This is a genomic window from Actinokineospora sp. UV203 (genome assembly GCF_056323665.1).
In genome coordinates, this window is the sequence record NZ_CM150484.1 from 3,151,169 (window position 1) to 3,172,362 (window position 21,194).

At 70.1% G+C, this 21,194-nt stretch carries 20 protein-coding genes; 8 read left to right on the plus strand and 12 right to left on the minus strand.

The window, feature by feature from the left end:
* Nucleotides 1-136 precede the first annotated feature (136 nt).
* A complete protein-coding gene (locus ACUZ2Y_RS14650; RefSeq protein ID WP_476331247.1) occupies nucleotides 137-880 on the plus strand; it encodes a DUF1206 domain-containing protein in 744 nt (247 codons plus the stop codon).
* Between the two features lie 51 nt (nucleotides 881-931).
* Here the strand turns inward: ACUZ2Y_RS14650 and ACUZ2Y_RS14655 are convergent, their stop codons facing one another.
* From ACUZ2Y_RS14655 to ACUZ2Y_RS14685, 7 genes are all read right to left on the minus strand, one after another.
* Nucleotides 932-2,479, minus strand: coding sequence for an MFS transporter (locus tag ACUZ2Y_RS14655; RefSeq protein WP_476331250.1), 1,548 nt, complete (start codon nucleotides 2,477-2,479; stop codon nucleotides 932-934).
* A 119-nt stretch (nucleotides 2,480-2,598) separates the two neighbouring features.
* Entirely contained in the window at nucleotides 2,599-4,038 is a 1,440-nt protein-coding gene (locus tag ACUZ2Y_RS14660) for an FAD-dependent oxidoreductase (protein WP_476331253.1), read from the minus strand.
* Entirely contained in the window at nucleotides 4,035-6,098 is a 2,064-nt protein-coding gene (locus tag ACUZ2Y_RS14665) for a molybdopterin oxidoreductase family protein (RefSeq protein WP_476331256.1), read from the minus strand. Before ACUZ2Y_RS14665 ends, ACUZ2Y_RS14660 begins: the two co-directional genes overlap by 4 nt.
* A 256-nt stretch (nucleotides 6,099-6,354) precedes the next feature.
* Nucleotides 6,355-7,143, minus strand: a complete 789-nt coding sequence (locus tag ACUZ2Y_RS14670) for a TIGR02569 family protein (RefSeq protein ID WP_476331259.1) — start codon at nucleotides 7,141-7,143, stop codon at nucleotides 6,355-6,357.
* 71 nt (nucleotides 7,144-7,214) lie between these two features.
* Nucleotides 7,215-8,393, minus strand: coding sequence for an adenylyltransferase/sulfurtransferase MoeZ (gene moeZ / locus ACUZ2Y_RS14675; protein WP_476331262.1), 1,179 nt, complete (start codon nucleotides 8,391-8,393; stop codon nucleotides 7,215-7,217).
* A gap of 109 nt (nucleotides 8,394-8,502) precedes the next feature.
* Nucleotides 8,503-9,534 carry a DUF3152 domain-containing protein gene (locus tag ACUZ2Y_RS14680; protein WP_476331265.1) on the minus strand — a complete coding sequence of 344 codons (1,032 nt, stop codon included), beginning with the start codon at nucleotides 9,532-9,534 and terminating at the stop codon, nucleotides 8,503-8,505.
* A 46-nt stretch (nucleotides 9,535-9,580) separates the two neighbouring features.
* Nucleotides 9,581-10,561, minus strand: coding sequence for an alpha/beta fold hydrolase (locus tag ACUZ2Y_RS14685; protein ID WP_476331268.1), 981 nt, complete (start codon nucleotides 10,559-10,561; stop codon nucleotides 9,581-9,583).
* A gap of 184 nt (nucleotides 10,562-10,745) precedes the next feature.
* Between ACUZ2Y_RS14685 and ACUZ2Y_RS14690 the strand changes: the two genes are divergently transcribed.
* Genes ACUZ2Y_RS14690 through ACUZ2Y_RS14700 form a run of 3 tightly spaced genes read left to right on the plus strand, consistent with a single transcriptional unit; the run spans nucleotide 10,746 to nucleotide 12,829 of the window.
* Nucleotides 10,746-11,381 (plus strand): TetR/AcrR family transcriptional regulator, encoded by a 636-nt coding sequence (locus tag ACUZ2Y_RS14690; RefSeq protein WP_476331271.1) that lies wholly within the window; start codon nucleotides 10,746-10,748, stop codon nucleotides 11,379-11,381.
* 58 nt (nucleotides 11,382-11,439) lie between these two features.
* Nucleotides 11,440-12,117: a PP2C family protein-serine/threonine phosphatase gene (locus tag ACUZ2Y_RS14695; protein ID WP_476331274.1), complete on the plus strand. Its 678-nt coding sequence runs from the start codon at nucleotides 11,440-11,442 to the stop codon at nucleotides 12,115-12,117.
* A 10-nt stretch (nucleotides 12,118-12,127) separates the two neighbouring features.
* On the plus strand, nucleotides 12,128-12,829 hold the full coding sequence (locus ACUZ2Y_RS14700) for a hypothetical protein (RefSeq protein WP_476331277.1): 702 nt from the start codon (nucleotides 12,128-12,130) through the stop codon (nucleotides 12,827-12,829).
* A gap of 117 nt (nucleotides 12,830-12,946) precedes the next feature.
* Here the strand turns inward: ACUZ2Y_RS14700 and ACUZ2Y_RS14705 are convergent, their stop codons facing one another.
* Genes ACUZ2Y_RS14705 through ACUZ2Y_RS14715 form a run of 3 tightly spaced genes read right to left on the minus strand, consistent with a single transcriptional unit; the run spans nucleotide 12,947 to nucleotide 15,645 of the window.
* On the minus strand, nucleotides 12,947-13,843 hold the full coding sequence (locus tag ACUZ2Y_RS14705) for an alpha/beta fold hydrolase (RefSeq protein ID WP_476331280.1): 897 nt from the start codon (nucleotides 13,841-13,843) through the stop codon (nucleotides 12,947-12,949).
* Between the two features lie 12 nt (nucleotides 13,844-13,855).
* Complete coding sequence (locus tag ACUZ2Y_RS14710; protein WP_476331283.1) at nucleotides 13,856-14,737, minus strand: alpha/beta fold hydrolase; 882 nt, start codon at nucleotides 14,735-14,737, stop codon at nucleotides 13,856-13,858.
* On the minus strand, nucleotides 14,734-15,645 hold the full coding sequence (locus ACUZ2Y_RS14715) for an AurF N-oxygenase family protein (RefSeq protein WP_476331285.1): 912 nt from the start codon (nucleotides 15,643-15,645) through the stop codon (nucleotides 14,734-14,736). Before ACUZ2Y_RS14715 ends, ACUZ2Y_RS14710 begins: the two co-directional genes overlap by 4 nt.
* Nucleotides 15,646-15,702: 57 nt before the next feature.
* Between ACUZ2Y_RS14715 and ACUZ2Y_RS14720 the strand changes: the two genes are divergently transcribed.
* Nucleotides 15,703-16,455 (plus strand): TetR/AcrR family transcriptional regulator, encoded by a 753-nt coding sequence (locus ACUZ2Y_RS14720; protein WP_476331288.1) that lies wholly within the window; start codon nucleotides 15,703-15,705, stop codon nucleotides 16,453-16,455.
* 10 nt (nucleotides 16,456-16,465) lie between these two features.
* Complete coding sequence (locus ACUZ2Y_RS14725) at nucleotides 16,466-16,804, plus strand: DUF4873 domain-containing protein (RefSeq protein ID WP_476331291.1); 339 nt, start codon at nucleotides 16,466-16,468, stop codon at nucleotides 16,802-16,804.
* 61 nt (nucleotides 16,805-16,865) lie between these two features.
* Here ACUZ2Y_RS14725 and ACUZ2Y_RS14730 read toward each other — a convergent pair whose 3' ends face one another.
* Together ACUZ2Y_RS14730 and ACUZ2Y_RS14735 are read right to left on the minus strand one after the other, a co-directional pair.
* Nucleotides 16,866-17,090 (minus strand): DUF3107 domain-containing protein, encoded by a 225-nt coding sequence (locus ACUZ2Y_RS14730; protein ID WP_187223499.1) that lies wholly within the window; start codon nucleotides 17,088-17,090, stop codon nucleotides 16,866-16,868.
* Between the two features lie 171 nt (nucleotides 17,091-17,261).
* Nucleotides 17,262-17,933: a ferritin-like fold-containing protein gene (locus ACUZ2Y_RS14735; protein ID WP_476331293.1), complete on the minus strand. Its 672-nt coding sequence runs from the start codon at nucleotides 17,931-17,933 to the stop codon at nucleotides 17,262-17,264.
* A 290-nt stretch (nucleotides 17,934-18,223) separates the two neighbouring features.
* Between ACUZ2Y_RS14735 and ACUZ2Y_RS14740 the strand changes: the two genes are divergently transcribed.
* Both ACUZ2Y_RS14740 and ACUZ2Y_RS14745 read left to right on the plus strand, forming a co-directional pair.
* The gene (locus ACUZ2Y_RS14740) at nucleotides 18,224-19,864 is read left to right on the plus strand and encodes a DEAD/DEAH box helicase (protein WP_476331296.1); all 1,641 of its coding nucleotides are present in this window, start codon (nucleotides 18,224-18,226) and stop codon (nucleotides 19,862-19,864) included.
* Nucleotides 19,865-19,869: 5 nt separating this feature from the next.
* On the plus strand, nucleotides 19,870-21,192 hold the full coding sequence (locus ACUZ2Y_RS14745; RefSeq protein WP_476331299.1) for an Rv3212 family protein: 1,323 nt from the start codon (nucleotides 19,870-19,872) through the stop codon (nucleotides 21,190-21,192).
* The last annotated feature ends 2 nt before the right edge of the window (nucleotides 21,193-21,194 follow it).

Below are 21,194 nucleotides of genomic sequence, written 5' to 3' on the forward strand. Positions count from 1 at the left end.
GTTACGTATCCCTCCCCCCGCAGGTCAGAACCTGGTGCGTGTGACCTGGCTCCCAACTGGGTACTACTTCGGCGTGGATAACCCTGCCGATTCAGTCAGAACCAACAACGCGGTGCAGGTGCTCGGGCGAGTGGGGATGCTCTTTTACGGAGCGGTGCACGTCCTGGTCGCCTGGCTGGCCCTGCAGATTGTCTTCGGCGACGGCGCCCAGTCCGACTCCAAGGGCGCGTTGGCCGAGATCGCGTCGACCACCATCGGCCCGATCCTGCTCTGGACCTTGGCGATCGGCCTGTTCCTCTTCGCCCTGTGGCAGTTCGCCGAAGCGGCCTCGGGATTCCGATACGTCTCCGAGAAGCGCAAGCGCGTGGGCAAACGGGTGGGCGCGGCCGCGCGGGCCATCACCGCCACGCTGATCGGCGTCGGGGCCATCAAGATCGTCACCGGCAAGGGCGGCACCAACACCACCGGTGAGCAGCAGGAGCTCACCGCGCGTGTGCTCGCGCTTCCGTTCGGTCAGTTGCTGGTCGGCGCGGTCGCGATCGGCATCCTGGTGACCGCGGCGGTGATCTTCCACAAGGGCGTCAAGCGGTCCTTCACCAAGGACCTCGACATGTCAGAGCTGCCGGACGGCTCGCAGCAGTGGGTGAAGCGCATCGGCCGTGTCGGCTGGATCGGCAAGGGCGTGGCGTACGGGGTGATCAGCGTGCTCGTCGGCCTGGCGGCGGTCACCGCCGACCCGAAGGAGTCCGGCGGGATGGATAAGGCGCTGCACACCGTTTCGGACCAGCCCTATGGGGCGGTGCTGCTGACCCTGATCGCGCTGGGCTTGGCCGCGTTCGGCGTCTACTGCTTCGCCGCGGCGAAGGCACACCGGGCCTGAAAAGCCGGATGGCCCGCACGGCGAGTGCGGGCCATCCGGCTTTCCCCTGTCTCAGACTCCCGCGTAGGCCAGGCTCGGCACCCGCGAGGTCTCCGACGTCTTGCGCAGGTAGAAGAACCAGGTCATCGCGCCGAAGACGACGTAGGCGACGATGAAGACACCCAGGGCCGAGGTGGACCAGGTGGCGTTGGCCGCGGCGGCCTCGGCCTTGGCCTCCAGGGTCTTCGCGCTCGCCACCGCGCTGCTGACCGGGACGCTCGCCAGCCGGAAGATCTGCTGGATGAGGAACCCGCCGAAGGCGCCGATCGCACCGGCGATGCCGATGACCGCCGCCGACTGTCGCTTGAAGCTCAGCAGCGTGGCGTCGACGTCGCCGCCCTTCTCCGCGTGCTCCTTGCGGCCCAGCGCGCCGAAGATCACCGGGATCATCCGGTAGGTCGAGCCGTTGCCCGCACCGGAGAGGGCGAAGATCACCATGTAGGAGGAGAAGAACAGCGGGAAGCTGCGCTGGTTGACCCCGTACATCGCCAGCATGGTGAACGCGGCCATCGCGACAAACACCCACAGGGTGACCTTCGCGCCGCCGACGCGGTCGGACAGCCAGCCGCCGAACGGCCGGGTGACCGAGCCGATCAGCGCGCCCAGGAACCCAAGGCCCGCCAGGTAGGTCCCGATGAACGGGTTCTGGATCAGGAACTCCGGGAATGTCAGCTTGATCACCAGCGGCAGCGCGAACGAGAAGCCGATGAACGAGCCGAAGGTGCCGATGTAGAGGATCGACATGACCCAGGTCTGCGACTGCTTGAGGCAGGTCAGGTAGGACTTGGTGTCGGCCTTGGCCATCGTGAGGCTGTCCATGAAGAACCAGGCGCAGACGACGGCGGCGATGATGAACGGCATCCACATGATGCCCGCGTAGGCCAGGTGCACCGGGTGGACCGGGTTCTTGGCGATGGAGTACGGCACACCGATGATGACGACCAGCGGGGTCAGCAGCTGGACCGTTGCGACGCCGAGGTTGCCGCCCGCGGCGTTGAGGCCGAGCGCGAGGCCCTTGCGCTTCTCCGGGTAGAAGAACGAGATGTTCGCCATCGACGACGAGAAGTTGCCACCGCCGACGCCGGCGAGCGCCGCCACGATCAGCAGGATGGTGAACTGCGTGTCATGCGACTGGTTGCGCACGTAGTCGAAGTGGACCATGGCGGCGAGCGCCGTGGTGGGGATCAGCAGCAGGGCCGCGCTGATCGTCGTCCACAGGCGGCCGCCGAACTTCGGCACCGCGAAGGTGTACGGGATGCGCAGCGTCGCGCCGACCAGGTTCGGCAGGGCCGTCAGCCAGAACAGCTCGCTCGCCGCGAACGGTGTGCCGCCACCGAAACCGGCGTTCGACAGGTTGAGCACGACGACGGACCACAGCACCCAGATCGAGAAGCCGAGGTTCTCGGCGAAGATCGAGAAGATCAGGTTCCGGCGCGCGATGGGCTTGCCGGTCTTCTCCCAGAACTCCTCGTTCTCGGGCTCCCAGTGGTCGATCCAGCGTCCGCCGCGGGACTTGGTCTTCTGCTCGCTTGTGGGCGGGGACTCGGCTACCACACTCATGGATGTCCTCCTCGTACTGCCGTTGCGGCAGAAGCTACGGGCGGGAAATTTCGCTTATGTGCCAGGCGATGACACCGAAGGCACGATGTCCGCACGTTTGGGTGAACCGGCCTGTGAGGTCAGGCCCTGGCCAACCAGTCGACGATTCCGCAAACCGCGTCCGTGCAAGAACCACAGCCAGTGGTCGCCCGAGTCGCCGTGGCCAGCTCGGGAACCGTGGCAGCGCCGCCACGCCACGCCTTGACCAACTGTCCCTTTGTCACCGTGTTGCAGCGACAGACCACAGAGGACGCGGGCAGGTCCGCGGGACTGTGCGCCACCGGACCGGCGGACGACAAAGCCCGGCCCAGCAACAGACCCAGCCGGTCGGTGGGTGCGGGAGTCTTCGCGTCGTAGAGCTGGGTGATGGTGGCCGCCGCGTCCGGGGAACCCAGCACGATGGCGCCGGTCACCCGGTCGTCACGGATGACGAGCTTGGCGTAGCGGCCGCGCACGGGGTCCTGCAGGCACAGGACTTCCGCGTCACCGTCCACTTCGGCGTGCACGTCGCCGAGCGCGGCGAGGTCGACACCCTTGGCCTTGAGTCGGGTCACCACCGGCGTTCCCCGATAACGAGCGGCCGGGTCGACGCCCGTAAGCAGGTCCGCCAACACTTCGGCCTGCTCCCACGCGGGCTGCACGAGACCCGAGATGGTCATCGGGTGGTTGGCGCAGTCGCCGATGGCGTGGATGCGGTGGTCGCTGGTGCGCAGCGAGTCGTCGACGACGACGCCGCGGTCGACGGTCAGGCCGATCGACTCGGCGAGCGCGGTGTCAGCCCGCACACCGGCGGAGACGACCACGAGGTCGGCCGGGACGTGGCTGCCGTCGTCGAGCTTGAGCCCGTCGCCCTGCACGTAGCGGGCGGCGAAGCGGCCGAGCCGGAACTCGATGCCCATCTCGCCCAGCGTGCGGGCGAGGACGCCGCCGCCTGCCGGGTCGAGCTGGCGTTCCATGAGGTGTCCCACGGGATGCACGACGGTCACCAGCGCGCCGCGGCCCGCCAGGCCACGCGCGGCTTCCAGACCGAGCAGACCGCCGCCCAGCACGGCGACGGGGGCGCCGGGACGGGCGTGTTCGAGGATCGCGGCGCAGTCGTCGAGGTCGCGGAACGTGGCGACACCCGGCGCCAGCGAGCCGTCCTCGGTCTGCAGGCCCTCGGTCGGCGGGACCCAGGCCTGGCTGCCGGTGGCCAGCACCAGCGTGTCGTAGTCCACAGTGGACCCATCGTCGAGCGCGACCCGGCGGCCGTCGCGGTCGATCGACGTGACCGACACACCCAGGCGCAGGTCCACGTTGTGCTCGGCGGCCCAGCCCGCGTCATGCAGCCGGGTGGACTCCGGGGTCATGGTTCCGGCGACGACGGCCGAGAGCAGGACCCGGTTGTAGGCCGGGTGCGGCTCGGCGCCGATCACCGTGACCGAGGTGCGCTCCCCGTCGCGGTCCCGGCGGCGGATCTCCTCCGCGAGCCGCGACCCCGCCATCCCGTATCCGACGACGACAACCCGTCGCGCGTTCATGAGACCTCCAGTCGGACGGCACAGACCTTGAACTCGGGCATTCGGCTGGTGGGATCCAGCGCGGGGTTGGTCAGCAGGTTGGCGCGTTGCTCGCCGGGGAAGTGGAACGGCAGGAACACCGTGTCGGTGCGCATGGACGACACGTGCCGCACCCGCGCCCGCATCTCGCCTCGGCGGGACACGACTCGGGCCAACACACCCTCCGCGAGACCCGCTCGCTCAGCGGTGTCCGGGTGAACCTCGATGAAGACTTCCGGCACCGCGTTGAGCAGTTCGTCAACCAGGCGGGTCTGCGCGCCGGACTGGTAGTGCTGCAGCACGCGGCCGGTCGTGGCCAGCAGCGGGTAGTCGTCGTCGATCGGCTCGGCGGGGCCGGTGTGGTCGACCGCGGCGAAGCGGGCCCGGCCGTCGGGGGTGTTGAAGCGGTCCAGGAACACCCTCGGCGTGCCGGGGTGGTCTTCCGACGGCACCGGCCAGTGCAGTGCCTCGCCCGCGCGCAGCCGGTCGTAGCTGACCCCGGCGTAGTCGGCCACTCCCCCGGCCGACGCGCGGCGCAGTTCGGCGAACACGGTCTCGGGCTCGACCGGGAACCGCTCTTGCGGCTGCCCCAGGCGGATCGCCAACTCCCGCAGGACCTCCAGGTCGCTGCGGACGCCGTCGGGAGCGGAAAGGGCCTTGGTGCGCAGCAGGACCCGGCCTTCGAGGTTGGTCATGGTCCCGTCCTCCTCGGCCCACTGGGTCACCGGGAGGACGACGTCGGCCTGCGCGGCGGTCTCCGACAGAACGAAGTCGGCCACCACCAGGAGGTCCAAAGAGGACAGCCGGTCGCCGACCGATCCCGCGCTCGGCGCGGAGACGATCACGTTGCTGCCGAACACCATCAGCGCCTTCGGGCCGTCCTCGGTGCCGAGCGCGTCGAGCAGCTCGTAGGCCGAGCGGCCGGGGCCGGGCAGCGAGTCGGGGTCCACGCCCCAGACCCCGGCGACGTGCGCGCGGGCGGCCGGGTCGTCGATCTTGCGGTACCCGGGGAGCTGGTCGGCCTTCTGGCCGTGCTCGCGCCCGCCCTGGCCGTTGCCCTGGCCGGTGAGGCAGCCGTAGCCGGAGCCCGGTGTGCCGGGCAGGCCCAGCGACATCGCCAGGTTGATCCAGGCGCCCACCATGTCGGTCCCGCGGGCGTGCTGCTCGGTGCCGCGCGCGGTGAGCACGTAGGCCTTGCTCGCGGCCGCCAGGATGGCCGCGGCGCGGCGCTGGTCGGACGCTGCGACGCCGGTGACCCGCTCGACCCGCTCGGGCCACCATGCGGCGGCGACGCGCCAGGCGGCGTCGAAGCCGGTGGTGCGCTCGGCGACGTAGTCGTGGCGCAGGTGCCCGTCGGCGACGACGGCGTGCAGGATGCCCAGGGCCAGCGCCAGGTCGGTGCCCGGGCGGGGCTGCAGGTGCAGCGTGGCCTGCTCGGCGGTCGGCGTGCGCCGCGGGTCGACGACGATGAGACCGCCGGAGCGCGCCGCGTTGGACAGGTGCTGGATGAACGGCGGCATCGTCTCGGCCGGGTTGGCGCCGACGAGCAGCACCGCGTCGGCCGCGCCGACGTCAGTGACCGGGAACGGCATCCCGCGATCGAGGCCGAACGCGCGGATGCCCGCGGCGGCGGCCGACGACATGCAGAACCGGCCGTTGTAGTCGATCTGCGAGGTGCCCAGCGCGACCCGGGCGAACTTGCCGAGCTGGTAGGACTTCTCGTTCGTGAGCCCGCCGCCGCCGAACACGGCGATCGAGTCGACCCCGTGCGCGGCCTGCAAGTTCTTGATCTTCGCCGCGACCAGGTCGAGCGCGGTGTCCCAGCTCGCCGGGCGCAGTTCGCCGTCCACCCGCACGAGCGGGGTGGTCAGCCGCGAGGCCGACGTCAGCAGCGACCCGGCCGTCCAGCCCTTCTGGCACAGCCCGCCGCCGTTGGTCGGGAACTGGCGCGGCTCGACGCGGGCGCCGGTCAGCCGCATACCGCACTGCAGGGCGCAGTACGGGCAGTGCGTGTCGACTGCGGGCGCGGCCAGTTGCGTCATCCCGGGCTCCCGGATCGGCTTTGTGGGTCGATCCAGACGTTAAGGACGCGGTGTTACCTCAAGATGCGGCAATGTTTCAGGCAGGACAACTTGCCTGCCCAGCGGCCTGTTTTCGGCCGTGAGAAGCGACCAACGCCACACTGCCCGCCACCCCGAAATTTTTGACGATTGGTCACCTGCGGCTGTGATGCTGCGGATTTGGCGTTAGCCGTGGTCAGGTGTCGTCACGGTCCCCTTAGGTGCGGGGCCGCGCGGCCTAAAGGAAATCGGCGATCCGGTGCGCGGCACGTTCCAGGCCGCGCATCGACCGAGTGGTGGATTTGGGGTGCAGGGCGTGGACGGCCAGCCGGAAGAGTAAGGCGTGCAGCAGCGACTGCGGCCAGTCCGGCAGGTGTGACCAGCGCTGCGCGATGCCGTCGTCGGCGCCGCCCCACGCCATCGCGTCGACCACGACCACCGCGGCCGCCCACTCGACGGGCCGGTGGAACGCGCTGAAGTCGATGATCCCGGGCGCCGCGTCCCCGGCGAACAGGACGTTGCCGAACAGGTCGCCGTGGACGACCTGGGGGCGGGCCTGGATCTTCTCCCGGGACGGGGCGAACTTGTCGAACAGCTTGCCGCCCAGATCCGGGTCGAGCGGCGCCTGCTCCTCGTTCCACGCCGCCCGGTCGGCGAGCGCGAACACATCGGTGCGCAGGTTCAGGAACCGCGGCCTGGGCAGGTCCGCGGTCGCCTTGTGCAGGCGCATGGAGGCGGCGACCACCTCGTCGTAGCGCGGCTCCGCCCGGCCGTCGATGAACCGGAACCCCACCCAGCCGCCGACGACGTAGCGGCCGTCGCTGGACCGGATCGGCTGCGCGATCCGCAGGTCCGGGACATCGAGGTCGCCCAGGGTCTGCGCCACCCAGGAGGCCTCGGCCGGACTCGCCGCCGGGCGCAGCGCGACGTCGTCACACCGCCAGACCGGCCCGTGTTCGATCAGCACGGGCTCCGCGTTCTTGGCCCCGAAGGCGGCCCGGACGTGCTGGGGAGGCGGAGTACTCACGGGCGCGCACGCTACCCGGACTCCGCCTCCCCGCGGCTCATCGACACTGTGGCGTGCCGAGCTTCATTGGTTCAGTACGTCGGCAGGCTGGTGTCGATATCCCGCGCCCAGCCCAGCACGCCGCCGCCGACGTGCACCGCGTCGGCGAAGCCCGCCTTGTGCAGCGCGGCCAGCGCCTCGGCCGAGCGGACCCCCGACTTGCAGTGCAGGACGATGGGCTTGTCCTGCGGCAACTCCGCCAGCGCCTCGCCCGAGAGGATGCGGTCCTTCGGGATCAGGACCGCGCCCGGGATCTTGACGATCTCGTACTCGTGCGGCTCGCGGACGTCGATCAGGGCGAAGTCCTCGCCCTTGTCGAACTTCTCCTTGAGCTCGCGGGGGGTGATCGTGTTCCCGGCCGCCGCGTTCTGCGCGTCCTCGGTCACCACGCCGCAGAAGGCCTCGTAGTCGATCAGGCCCTCGATCGGCTTGGTCTCCGGGTCCTTGCGGATCTTGATGGTCCGGTAGGTCATGTCCAGCGCGTCGTAGACCATCAGCCTGCCCAGCAGCGGGTCGCCGATGCCGGTGAGCAGCTTGATCGCCTCGGTCACCATGATCGAGCCGATCGACGCGCAGAGCACGCCCAGCACGCCGCCCTCGGCGCACGACGGGACCATGCCGGGCGGCGGGGGCTCGGGGTAGAGGTCGCGGTAGTTGAGGCCCTGGCCGTTGGGGGCGTCCTCCCAGAAGACGCTCACCTGGCCCTCGAAGCGGAAGATCGAACCCCAGACGTACGGCTTGCCCAGCAGCACCGCGGCGTCGTTCACCAGGTAGCGGGTGGCGAAGTTGTCGGTGCCGTCGAGGATCAGGTCGTAGGGCTCGAAGATGTCCAGCGCGTTGGTCGAGTTCAGGTGCTCCTGGTGCAGGATCACGTTGACCAGCGGGTTGATCTCGGCGATCGACTCCTTGGCCGACTGGGCCTTGGGCTTGCCCACGTCTGAGACGCCGTGGATGACCTGGCGCTGCAGGTTGGACTCGTCGACCACGTCGAAGTCGACGATGCCGAGCGTGCCGACCCCGGCCGCGGCCAGGTACAGCAGCGCGGGGCTGCCGAGGCCGCCCGCGCCGACGACCAGGACCTTGGCGTTCTTCAGCCGCTTCTGCCCGGCCATGCCGACGTCGGGGATGATGAGGTGGCGGCTGTACCGCTCGACCTCTTCTTTGGTCAGCTCCTGCGCCGGCTCGACGAGCGGCGGCAAAGTGCCTGGCATCAGGGTCCCTCCTAGGTGCGGCCCTCACGGACCACGGGTCTATCCCGATTGTCGTCCGTTGCAACGCCGGAATCCCACCCGCGCTTCCCCGGGTTCCAGCATGCGGGAATCAGCCCGAGGGCTTGGCCGTCGGGTTAGGCCACGCGTTCGGCTTGCACGTGAGGCCGTCCTCCTTGACCGTGTCACGCAGGCCGACAGCCCGGTTGAGCTGGGCGACGTAGTTGTTCGCCACCCCGAAGCTCTGCTGCATCATCACCGGCGCGAGCGCGCCCTCCTGGGCGCAGCCGACGTGGCCGTTGCGGAAGGCGTGGCCGATCTCATGGTTGATGGCGTACTGCCGGTAGGTCAGCATGTCGCCGCCGAAGGCCACCGCGCCGCGCACCCAGCGGGCGAGGTTGATCATCAGCCGCTTCTCGGTGCCGCGCCAGCACGAGGACTCGTACTTGATCGAGTAGCCGCACATGTCGGGCCGGTGCGCGGTGTCCGGGCTGGTCAGGCTGATCCGGATGGTCGGGTTCGGGAAGTTCGCCGAGACCCGCTGCACCGAGATCTGCCCGCCCGCGGTCCAGCCGCGCGGGTCGGCGAGGGTCTGGTCGACGAGCTTGGCGAACGCGTCGTCGCCGCCGAACGACGTCGCGTCGATCCCGTCCTCGATCTCGACGGTGTAGGTGAAGAACTTCGCGCCGGCGCCGACCTTGGCCGTCTCGCCGGGCACGACATGCCACTTGCCCGCGCCGGTCTGGGTGTACGCGCCGCCGTTGGGCAGCTCCGCCGACGGGATGTTGACGTCGACGGGAGTGGGCGGGGTCTCCCGCACGTCGGGCGGAAGGGAGGTCTCCTCCGTCGGGCCGGGGCCGACGACGGCCTCGGCGTTCGCCGCGGCCGCGGTGTCGGGGACCTGGTCGCCCGCCGTCTGGACGGCGACGAGCGTGGTCACCGCGAGCAGGACGGGCAGGGCGTAGACGCGCCAGCCGTAGGTGGCGAGGATGCCGCGCGCGCCCCTTGACCTCGCGGGACGGCGGCAAGGCGGTGGCTTCGGTGCCCAGGACGCGGCCAGCGGTTCACCCGAGGTGCGGCGCTCCTGCGGGCGACGCGAATCCCCGGTGCGCGTGTCGCGCTCACGTTGGGAGGTGTCGCTCACGGCATCCAGGGTGCCACATCACCGAGTCGGAGCAGCGCACCGTGGGCTACCAGTCACCCTGTGCGGCGGTTTCCCACAGGCCCAATACCGCACGGGCAACGGTGACGGGACGCTCCATTTGGGCGACATGACCCACCCTGGGCAGCACCAGCAGCCGCGCGTGCGGCAGCAGCCGGGTGATGCGGGGCGCCTTGCGGACGGTCACCAACTTGTCCTCGGTACCCCACACGACCAGCGTCGGCGTGGTGATCTTGGGCGCGAGCGACCACAGGGAGCGGGTTCGCGGGACCATCCACGCGCGGATCAGCCCGACTGTGCTGCGGGCGAGCGCCGGGTTCGCCCAGGCGAGCTTCGCCCGCTCGGCGAACTCGTGGGCGGCCTCGTCCAGGCGCTCCGGCGTGACCAGGCTCGGGTCGGCGAAGCACAGGGCGAGCAACTGCTGGGCGCGCTGGCGCGGGGTGAGCCGGGACAGCTGCTTGCGCATGGACGGGCCGATGACCGGGAGCAACGCCAGGGCCATGCGCGGGTCGGACATGCGGTTGACGCTGGGCCGCAGGTCGGGCACGGCCGGGGAGATCAGCGTCAGGGTGCGCAGTAGGTCCGGGTGGCGGGCGGCGAGCACCATCGAGATCGCCCCGCCCATCGAGTTGCCCAACAGGTGCACTCGGCCCAGGTCGAGGCCGCGCAGCCACTCGGCGACCGTGTCGGCGTGGGCTTCGAGGGTGTACGGGAAAGCCTCGGCGGGGGAGGTCCGCCCGAAGCCGGGCAGGTCCACCGACAGCCCCGGCGCCTGCCCGCTGAGCTGCCCGGCCAGGTCGGTCCAGTTCATCGCGGAGCCACCGAGGCCGTGCACGTAGACGGCCGTCACGTCGCCCGAGCCGGGCGTGCGCCGCACGTGCAGGGTGTGGCCGCCGGAGGTGATCTCCTCCCCGGGCCACGCCGGGCTGGACAGGTCCACGGGCGGCAGCGGCGTCTCCGACAGCGGAACCCTGGTGAGCGGCGCGCGGAAAGTGGTGGAAAGGGACACCTGACCAGTGTGCAGCCTGATTCAGGCCCTCGCTTGGGTGAGACCTGCGTCACGTCCGATACTGGACGGGCTGTCCGGATGGCTGGACACTGAACCCGAATGGGGTTACCGAGTAGTACGGTCGAACCACCCGTCGCGGGTTGGCGATCCCGACCCGTAGGCACAACCGAGGGTGGAGACTTGAATGTCTGAGACGATTCAGCAGAACGGGGTCGGCCGGGGGGCCAGGCTCCCGCGGACCGCGCGCCGGGCACAGCTGCTGGCCGCCGCCCAGGACGTGTTCGCGGCCAACGGCTACCACGCCGCCGGGATGGACGAGATCGCCGAGCGCGCCGGGGTCAGCAAGCCGGTCCTCTACCAGCACTTCCCTGGCAAGCTCGAGCTGTACATGGCGCTGCTGGAGAAGCACGTCGACGAGCTGATCCGCCGGGTCAACGCCGCGATGGACTCCACCACGGACAACAAGGTCCGGGTGCGCAACGCCGTCGGCGCGTACTTCGACTTCGTCGACGGCGAGAGCCAGGCGTTCCGGCTCGTGTTCGAGTCCGACCTGCGCGGTGAGCCGCTGGTCAGCGACGCCATCGACCGGGCCACCACGGCCAGCGTCGACGCCATCACCGCCACCATCACCGCCGACGCGGGCTTGGACGTGCACCGCGCGCGCCTGCTCGCGGTCGGACTGGTGGGGGTCAGCCAGGTGGCGGCCCGCGCGTGGCTGGAGGACAACCGGGCGATGCCGAAGGAAGAGGCGATCGCGCTGATCTCCAACCTGGCGTGGCGCGGCATCGGCGGCGGCTTCCCGCTCCAGCCGCACGACTGACCGGGCGGGGAGAGCTCTCCCCCTGCTGACTTCGCGCGAGATGCGGCACGGTGGATTCATGAGGATGCGGGTAGCGGGCGCCAGTGTGCTCGGCGGACGGACCAACAACCAGGACTCGTTCCACGCGGACGGCCCGCTGATCGTCGTCGCCGACGGCGTCGGCGGGGCCCCGGCGGGCGAGGTGGCGTCCCGGCTCGCGGTCGACGCGGTCGTGGCGGCGGGCCCTCTCGTGGACCCGGCCACGGCGGCTCGACGGGCCAACGAAGCCGTTCGGGCGCGGGCGGCCAAGGACCCGGCGACCACCGGGATGGCCACGACCCTGGAGATCGCGGTGCTGTGGGACGGCCACGTCCTGGGCGCCCACGTCGGCGACAGCGTGACGTTCGTGGAGTCCGAGCGCATCACCTGGCCGCACAGCCTGGCCGCCGAACTGCTCGCGGCCGGGCACCTGACCCCGGAACAGGCGCAGCGGCACCCGAAGGGCGCGGCCCTGGTGCGAGCGGTGGGCCTGGACACCGAGGTGGAACCGGAGACGTGGTCGCGTCCGGCGGTCCTCGGCGAGCGCTACGTCCTGTGCACCGATGGCCTGACCGACGCCCTCGGCGAGGACCTGGGACCGATCTTGGCGGACCTGCGGGCAACGGACCCGGAGACTTGCGCGTCCACGTTGGTGAAGCTCGCATGCGACGCCGGCGCGCACGACAACGTGACGGTGGTCGTCGCCGACGTCATTTGAGGTGCGTGAGGTGTCTGAGATATCAACGGCCTGTCTGACGGTCGACTACCACTGCTTGCCCGAACCACGCCCGCTGTCGCCGGACGAACAGCTGGCGCTGGACCGCGACTTCCTCAGCGCGGGCACCGACGAACGCCTGTCCCGCGGCTGCAACGCGCCCTATCTGCGGCACATGAACGGGCGCTGGTGGGTGGTCAACAGCAAGCAGGCGCCGCTGGCGGTGTACGTGGCGGGCGAGAGCCGCAGGTTCACCGTCGGCGAGCGGTGCGCGTTTCCCTTGCCGGACGGGGAATCGGAGCTGCACGTGTGGGACTCCCGCTACCGGGTGCGACTGATCGTCAGTGACACACCGGCGACCACGGAGACTGTCCACATCGGACCGCCGACGACATTCGGCCTGTCGGGCGCGGCGGTGCGGGTGGAGTTGCTGCTCAGCCGGAAACCTCGACACCGCACGGTGTTGGCGGCGTATTACCGGGAGTACTTCACCCCCGGCATCGCCTCACCCGCGCCGCTCGACCGGATGCAGACCCGGCTGTGCATGGGGCTTACGTCGTTCACCCAGCTGGAGCGGGCGCTGAACGAGGTGGTCACCGAGATCTGGGGCGCCCCACAAGGACACCGGCATGAGCTACCGGACTACCTGATCAGCGAACGACTTCTCGTAGCGGCGGATCAGCAACTGGTACCCCATCGGCACTGCGGGCACTAGCGCCAGTTCGGGTTGCCCGGTCGTGGACGGATGGGACACCCGCCGGTCGGCTCCGATCCGGCCGACGCCCGCAAGTCCCACCCACTAGATCGGCTCCGCTTGTGCCCGCCCAGGCGATCAGGTCGCGGCGGCCTGACGGATCTGCGTCGCGAGTTCGCGAACCCGCTCATACGGAAGCATGTGCCCCGCCGCCGGGTAGAGCACGAACCGGGCGTTCGGCAAGGCGTCGGCGATCGCACGAGCATGGTCGACCGGTGTGAGCCGGTCGCGATCTCCGACCAGCACCCGCACATCGGCATGCGAGTAGGCCTCCAGAGCCGACACCCGATCATGCTTGCCGATACTGCGACGCAGCAGGGCCGCGGTCCGACGATGTACGGCGGCCGCGTGATCGGCGGTCGCGCGAACATTGATCATCCGGAACCGGCTGCCGAACACCAGCCACCGAGTCAAGGCCAACGAGAGCGCGCGCTGCACAGGCGCGGGCACCTCCACCTTGACCGCGCGCTTGCGAGGACGCCTCGGCGCCGTCGACGGCTTGGCCCCGGCGGGTCGCTGGGTGCGCTTCACGTAGGCCTTGACCAGCGGCTTCGGCAGCCCGAAGGTCACCTCACTCATCCGCCCCGACGACGTGGACACGAACAGGGCCGCGCTCACCCGTCGAGCGATCTCGGGGTGGCGTTCACCGAGGGCCATCATCGTCATGCCACCCATCGAGTGCCCGACCAGCACCAGCTTTCCGGACGGCACCCTCGCCTCGATCAGTGCGGCCATGTCGTCGGCGAGGTGCTCAATCGTGGCCGCGTCCACCGGCGCGGGCGTCGACAGACCGTGTCCCCGGTGGTCATAGCGAATCGTCCGCACGTCCGGGCCCAGTTCGGACACGACGTGGTCCCAGACGGCGTGCGAGCTGGTCCAGCCGTGGGCCAGCAGCACGGTCACCGGCGCGTTCGGTGGACCGGTTTCGACGACGTGCAGGTCGAGGTCGTCCGAGGTGCGGAAAGAGTCAGCCACCCACCTAACCTACTACGCAGTAGCTTTAGTGAGAACTCCCGTGTGAGCAACCAGCCTCGACAGGTGCGACACGACCTCCGCGGTCCGCTCGTACGGCAGCATGTGCCCGGCGCCCGGGTAGACCACCAGATCGGCCTTGGGCAGCGCGTCGGTGATGGCCTGGGCCTGCTCCAGGGTGCACAGCCGATCACGGTCGCCCGCCAGCACGATCGCCGGGACGTCGCTGAACACCCGCAGCGCGTGCGCGCGTTCGTGCGACTTCAACTCCTCCCGGAAAGCCACCATCCCGGACGGGCTGCACGCCCCGAGCTGGCCGGCCGCCGCGGCCACGTGCCCCTTGCCGGGCTTGCGGCCGAACGCGAGGAACCGCACCAGCGGCCTGCTCACCCCGCACAGCCGCGGGCTCAGCAGCCTGCGTCCACGCAGCCGCACGATCAGCAGGTTCGCCAGCATCTCGATGAACAAGATCGGCGCGGCGACCCACCTCGGCAGCCCGAAGGTCAGCTCGGCGAGCCCACCCGAAGCCGAGTTGACGAACGCGACCCCTGCGACGCGTTCGGCCACCAGCTTCGGGTGCCGGTCGGCCAGCGCCATCATCGTCATCCCGCCCAGCGAATGTCCCGCGAGGAAGACCCGGCCATGCGCGCGGTGGGTGATGAGCTCGGCGAGATCGTCGGCGAGCCGGTCGATGGTCGCCGCCGACTTCGGCGCGGCACCGGACGAGCCGTGGCCGCGGGCGTCGTACCGCAGGACGCGCACGCCGCGCGTCTCGGCGGCGACGTGGTCCCAGGACCGGTGGTCCATCACCCAGCCGTGCAGCAGCACGAGGGTGTCCGGGCCGGACCCGCTCTCGACGACGTTGAGCCGGACGCCGTCGGAGGTGTGGAAGGTCATCGCGGGAGCAACATCGAGTGACGCCACAGCACCATCCCGGGTCCGCCGACCAGGTCGGCCTCGCGGAGGAAGCCCATGATCCGCTCGCCCCAGTATGCCATCGTGGCCTGGAAGTGCGGGTTGTTCCGGGCGGCCTTGCGGGCGGCCCGCGGGTCGAGGCCGACGGCCTTGTAGACCTTCGGGTTCACCAGGCTCAGCGCGACGAAGTAGGACACCACGGCGGTCAGCAGCCGGTGGTACTTCTTGGCGAACCAGCCCGCCTCGGCCATGCCGTTGGCCACCTCGGCCCGCGCGAAGGTCACGTGCCGGGCCTCTTCGAGGACGTGGATGCGGTTGACCATGCGGATCAGCGGCTGCATGGTCTCGTCGGCGGTGGCCTCGCGCTGCATGCGGTCGAGGACCTCCTCGGCGACCAGGATCGCGGCGTAGGTCGACGGGCCGCGGCCGATCGCCGGCAGGATCTTGGCCAGCTGCTTGACCCACACCCGCGGACCGTAGGCGGGCACGCCGAAGCGCTTGCACGCCTTGCCGAACATCGTCGAGTGCCGACACTCGTCGGCGACCTCGGTCAGCAGGTAGTGCACGTGGTTGGTGGTCGGGTCGTTGCGGTAGACCTGCTTGAGCAGCATCTGCATGAGCAGGACCTCGAAGAAGATGCCCGTACTGGCGATGCTGGCGATCTCGTGCTTGCCCAGCTCGATGCGCTGCTCGGGAGTCATCCGCGCCCACATCTCGGTGCCGTAGAGCGAGATGCGGTGCTCGGGGTGGTAGTGCAGCCCGTCGACGACCGGCGCTTCCCAGTCGATGTCGATGTCCGGGTCGTAGAACTTTTCAGCCGAAGACTTCAGCAAACGACCCGCGGTCTTCTCCCGGTCGGCTACCTTGGCGATCTGTAGAGCGCGGCTCATCGTCGAGTCATCTCCTCGGCATGTATGTGACTGCAGGTAACAGTTACTTCTGGTAGCATGCAATCCATGACGGATCGTGTCAAGGGACACAGCTCGACGGATTCCGGAGACGCCCGGCGGGACCGGTGGAAATCACACCGCGCCGCCCGGCGGGAGGAGTTCGTCGAAGCCGCGCTGCGGGCGCTGGCGACGCACGGGCCGGACCTGGCCATGGAGCACGTCGCGGCGGAGGCCGGGGTCACCAAGCCCGTGCTCTACCGCCACTTCACCGACAAGGCGGACCTGTTCCTCGCCTTGGGCCACCGGGCGACCGAGATCCTCTTCGAGCGGCTCATCCCGGCGATGAACCGCGAAGAGGCGCCGATGCCCCGCATCCGCAAGAGCCTCGACGCGTTCTTCTCGTTCATCGAGGAATACCCGAACCTCTACCGCCTGCTCGTGCGCAGCACGTTCGCCGACCGCAAGATCGACGCGGACATCGTCGCCGAGGACAAAGAGGTCATCGCGAACGCCCTGTCGAGCCTGCTCGGCGACTACATGCGCGCGTTCAAGATCGATTCCGGCGGCGCCGAGGTCTGGGGGCACGGCATCGTCGGCATGGTGCAGAACGTCGGCGAGTGGTGGCTGGAGCGGCGCACGATGGGCCGCGACGCGGTCGTCGAGTACCTGACCACGACCATCTGGGCCGCGATCGACGGCACCCTGCGCAGCTACGGCGTCAACATCGACCCGCACAAGCCGCTGGACATCAACAAGATCGTGAAACTGACCAACGGCGACGCCGCCGACAGCGACACCGCGGCGGGCTAGGAGCAACTCCGTGAACGAACACAGCACACTTGAAGAACATCCCGAGGACGACGGCTACACCGGCTCCGCGACGCTGGTGATCGGCGAGCAGGAGATCGACGTCCGAGTCACCCTGCGCGGCCACTTCCAGCCGATCGACGGCTATTACCGCTGGTACGGCCGCATCGACGCCGACCCGGCGGTCTCCGAGGCAGTGGGCGGTCGCAAGACCAAAGCCACGCTGCGCACGCCGGGCGCGCAGGCCGAAGGCGAGCTGTCCGACCCGGACCCGTGGGACCGCTACCGGATCATGGGCACCAGCAGGCCGCCGTTCGTCGTGCAGACCACGCTGGACCACGCCGACATCTGAGCCGCAAAACGCCGATGGCCACCTTCCTCGCGGAAGGTGGCCATCGTCATGTCAGGAACCCTCAGGGGGCGAAACCGACCTTGCGAGCGTCGGCGCCGCCGATCTCGACATAGGCGATGCGCGCCGACGGGATCACGAAGCGGCGGCCCTTGTCGTCGAGCAGCACGAGGCTGCCCGTCTGGTCCTTCAGGGCGTCGGCGACCTTGGCCTCGACCTCGTCGGGAGTCTGCGCGCTGTTCAGGACGATTTCCCGCGCGGTGTCCGCGACACCGACCTTGACCTCCACGCCAGACCTCCGTGCGTCATACGACTGTTTCACCATCGCAGGCTAGTGGAGATCGGTCCCGAGGACCGCTCAGGGCCTGCGACGTTCACCACGCGCGTAATCGGCCCAGGACCACACCACACCTCGGCTTGGGTGCTTAAGTGCCGGATAGTGGCCATGGGAGTCCGCGGGTCAGCCCAGGCCGAGGGTGGTCATGCGCTTGCCGTGCTGCTGCTGCAGCTTGCGGAACAGGACGGCGATACCAGCGAGGTCGCCGGTGCCGCCGACGAGCAGCTCGGCCAGGCTGTCGCGCTCGGCCACCACGTACTGGGCCTGCGTCAGCGCCTCGCCCAGCAGTCGCCTGCCCCACAGGGCGAGCCGGTCGCGCACGGTCCGGTCGCGCTCGATGGCGGCGGCGACCTCGCGCTCGGCGAAGGCGGAGTGGCCGGTGTCGGCGAGGACCTCAAGCACCAGGTCCTTGGTCTCCTCGTCGAGCCAGTTCGCGATCTCGCGGTAGAAGTCGGCCGCCAGACCGTCGCCGACATAGGCCTTGACCAGCGACTCCAGCCACGAGCGGGGCGCGGTCGAGGCGTGCCAGGTGTCGATGTGGGCGATGAACGGGCGGATCGCGTCCTCGATCTCCACCCCGTGCCCGGCCAGGAACTTCTCGATCTTGGCGTAGTGCCCCATCTCGGCGGCGGCCATCGCCGACAGCGCGGCCCGCCCGGCCACCGTCGGAGCGGACCTGGCGTCCTCCGACATCCGGTCGAAAGCGGACAATTCGCCATAGGCCAGCACGCCGAGCAGGTCCACTACAGCAGCCGACAACACGCCCTTGGACACCCCAGGCTCAGCGTTCTCCATGGTTGGCAGCGTATCGGGCGACCGTCGCGGGTAGACTCGGCAGGACGCCCGTGTCTCGCCGCCGTCTCGGCAGGCGACGCAGGGCTGACGAGGACCTCGGGAAACTCGTGGCGAAGCACGCCGCGGACCGAGTGTGAGGGTGCGCGCATACCTCTTGGGCCTCCTGCGCCGGCGTTAGGAATCCGGTGCGGTCGAGTGCCCGTCCAGGGCGGTGCGCGCTGGTATGAGAGAGGCTGATCACCCTGACGCACGACACTGACAACACTGCCGACGCCGTCGATCTCGACCCCGTGACGCTGGACCACAGCGTCGCGGGCGTTCCCGAGACCGACACGTCGCACCCACTGGTCGCGGGCGCGCCGGTGAAGGAAGAAGCACCGACCTTCGCCGAGCTCGGCGTCCGCGAGGAGATCGTCCGCGCGCTGACCGAAGCGGGCATCATCCGGACCTTCGCCATCCAGGAGCTGACGCTCCCGCTGGCCCTGGCGGGCGACGACCTCATCGGTCAGGCCCGCACCGGCACCGGCAAGACCCTCGGCTTCGGCGTCCCGCTGCTGCAGCGGCTGGAGACCCCCGGCGACGGCACCCCGCAGGTGCTCGTCGTGGTCCCGACCCGCGAGCTGTGCCTGCAGGTCACCCACGACCTCAAGGACGCAGGCAAGCACCTCGGCGCGCGCGTGCTGGCCATCTACGGCGGCCGCCCGTACGAGCCGCAGGTCGCCGCGCTGCGCAAGGGCGTCGACATCGTGGTCGGCACGCCCGGCCGCCTGCTCGACCTGGCCGAGCGCAAGGACCTGATCCTGGGCAAGGTGTCCGGCCTGGTCCTCGACGAGGCCGACGAGATGCTCGACCTGGGCTTCCTGCCCGACATCGAGCGCATCCTGCGCATGGTCCCGGACAAGCGCCAGACGATGCTGTTCTCGGCCACCATGCCGGGCCCGATCATCACCCTGGCGCGCACGTTCCTCACCCAGCCCACGCACATCCGGGCCGAGGAGAACGACGCGGGCGCCACCCACGAGCGCACCGAGCAGTTCGCCTACCGGGCGCACTCGCTGGACAAGGTCGAGGTCGTGGCCCGCTCGCTGCAGGCCGATGGCCGCGGTCTGACCATGGTCTTCACCCGCACCAAGCGCACCGCGCAGAAGGTCGCCGACGAGCTGACCGAGCGCGGCTTCGCCGCCGGCGCCGTGCACGGCGACCTCGGCCAGGGTGCCCGCGAGCAGGCGCTGCGCGCGTTCCGCTCCGGCAAGGTCGACGTCCTGGTCTGCACCGATGTCGCCGCGCGCGGCATCGACGTGACCGATGTCACGCACGTGATCAACTACCAGTGCCCCGAGGACGAGAAGACCTACGTCCACCGCATCGGCCGCACCGGCCGCGCGGGCAAGACCGGCGTGGCGATCACCCTGGTCGACTGGGACGACGAGCCCCGCTGGAAGGGCATCAGCGACGCCCTCGGGCTCAACATGCCGGAGCCGGTGGAGACGTACTCGACCTCCTCGCACCTGTTCAGCGACCTCGGCATCCCCCAGGCCTCCACCGGCAGGCTGCCGCTGGCCATGCGCACCCGCGCGGGCCTCGACGCCGAGCCGGAGGAGGACATGGGCCAGAAGCGTCCCGGCCGCGGCCGCGGCGCCGCCCCGGTCCGCACCACCCGGGTCTCGTCCTCGCGTGGCCGCGCGGGCGGTGAGGACGCCGCCACCCGCACGTCGGGTGAGGAGTCCGAGGACCGCGCAAGCAGGCCGCGCCGCAGGCGCAGGCGATCCGGCGTGGAGGCCACGGGCGAGGCGCAGCAGGCGGCTCCGGCCGAGACCGGCGGCACCGACGACAAGCCCGCGCGGGCGCGTCGCAGGCGCAGGCGTTCCGGCGCCGAGGTCGGCGCGGACGCGAGTTCGAACGCCAACGACACATCGGGCGCGGCAGACTAGCGTCCGTGACTTCCGCGGACTCTGACGGTGTGGGCAGCGAGGACGTTCTCGAAGGGGACGTCCCGCCGCCGCGCGCGCCGCGAACCAGGTTCACCCGCAAGCGCGACTACGCGGCCATCGGCCTGATCGTCGTCGCGCTCGTGGTGGCTGTCGTCGTCGTGTGGCAGAAGAGCGATCTGCGGGCCACGACCTCGATCACCACGGAGCGGCAGTACGAGGAGCCCGCGGCGCCGGAGTTCTTCCCGCCGTCCCTCGGCGAGGTCTGGCGCGCGGAGAGCCCAGCCACCCCGGAGCCGGTAGTCGCCGGGCCGACGGTGGTCACCGGCCGCGGTGGCGAGGTGGCCGGACGCGACCCGGAGACCGGGGACGTCCGCTGGACGTACCGCCGCGACCTGGAGCTGTGCACGGTCAGCGCGCAGTGGCGCAACGCGGTGGCGCTCTACCGCACGACCGAGAACGCGCTGCCCGAGAGCGATCCGCGGCACGCGGGCGGCTGCAGTGAGATGACGTCGCTCGAACCTGTGAGCGGCAAGCGCGAAAAGCAGCGCAACAGCGACGCCGAACTCGGCACCCGGCTGATCGGCGACGGCGTCTACCTGACGGCGACGGGCGAGCGCCTGCTCACGAGCGTGCGCTCCGACCTCGTCGAGACGATGGACTACGGCCAGATCCCGGCGATGGTCAACGCGGACAAGCAGCCGCGCACGGGCTGCACGTACAAGTCCGCCCACGCGGCGTCGAACAAGATCGCCGTCATCGAGCGCTGCCCGAACGACGCGGCGGCCCGATTGACGGTCTACAAGGCCACCGGCAAGGACAACGAGGCCGACAAGCCGGTCGAGGTGCTGAGCAGCGTGCTCGGCAGCGAGTCGGCCCAGATCGTCGCGATGAACGACGACCTGACCGCGGTCGCCATGCCCTCGCCCAACCGGTTGGTCGTCTACGGCGCCGAGGGCGCCCAGACGGCGACCTACGACCTCGACCTCGGTCCCGACGACCTGCGCGCCGACCCGCCCGGCCGGGCGTCGCCGGTGACGAAGGCCACGGGGGCGTTCCACTGGTTCAGCGGGTCGCGCACGGTCGTCGTCTCGGCGACCGAGCTTCGTCCTCTGTGGACAATCAAGGACACGATCGGCCCCGGCACCGTCTTCGCCGGGCGGGCACTGCTTCCGGTCAAGGACGCCATCGCGGTGGTGAGCCAGGCCGATGGCAAGGAGGTCGGCCGGATCCCCGTCGACCGGGCGAACCACACGGGCATCGTCACGATGAGCTCCATCGGTCCGGTCGTGCTCGAACAGCGCGGCACGACCCTCGTGGCTTTGCACTGACC

Excerpts from the sequence above, each read along its gene's own strand:
- ACUZ2Y_RS14720 (WP_476331288.1), top strand. The coding sequence starts at position 15,703 with ATGCAATCCATGACGGATCGTGTCAAGGGACACAGCTCGACGGATTCC.
- moeZ (WP_476331262.1), bottom strand. The coding sequence starts at position 8,393 with ATGCCAGGCACTTTGCCGCCGCTCGTCGAGCCGGCGCAGGAGCTGACC.
- ACUZ2Y_RS14695 (WP_476331274.1), top strand. The coding sequence starts at position 11,440 with ATGAGGATGCGGGTAGCGGGCGCCAGTGTGCTCGGCGGACGGACCAAC.
- ACUZ2Y_RS14655 (WP_476331250.1), bottom strand. The coding sequence starts at position 2,479 with ATGAGTGTGGTAGCCGAGTCCCCGCCCACAAGCGAGCAGAAGACCAAG.
- ACUZ2Y_RS14690 (WP_476331271.1), top strand. The coding sequence starts at position 10,746 with ATGTCTGAGACGATTCAGCAGAACGGGGTCGGCCGGGGGGCCAGGCTC.
- ACUZ2Y_RS14715 (WP_476331285.1), bottom strand. The coding sequence starts at position 15,645 with ATGAGCCGCGCTCTACAGATCGCCAAGGTAGCCGACCGGGAGAAGACC.
- ACUZ2Y_RS14660 (WP_476331253.1), bottom strand. The coding sequence starts at position 4,038 with ATGAACGCGCGACGGGTTGTCGTCGTCGGATACGGGATGGCGGGGTCG.
- ACUZ2Y_RS14710 (WP_476331283.1), bottom strand. The coding sequence starts at position 14,737 with ATGACCTTCCACACCTCCGACGGCGTCCGGCTCAACGTCGTCGAGAGC.
- ACUZ2Y_RS14665 (WP_476331256.1), bottom strand. The coding sequence starts at position 6,098 with ATGACGCAACTGGCCGCGCCCGCAGTCGACACGCACTGCCCGTACTGC.
- ACUZ2Y_RS14650 (WP_476331247.1), top strand. The coding sequence starts at position 137 with ATGCTCTTTTACGGAGCGGTGCACGTCCTGGTCGCCTGGCTGGCCCTG.
- ACUZ2Y_RS14735 (WP_476331293.1), bottom strand. The coding sequence starts at position 17,933 with ATGGAGAACGCTGAGCCTGGGGTGTCCAAGGGCGTGTTGTCGGCTGCT.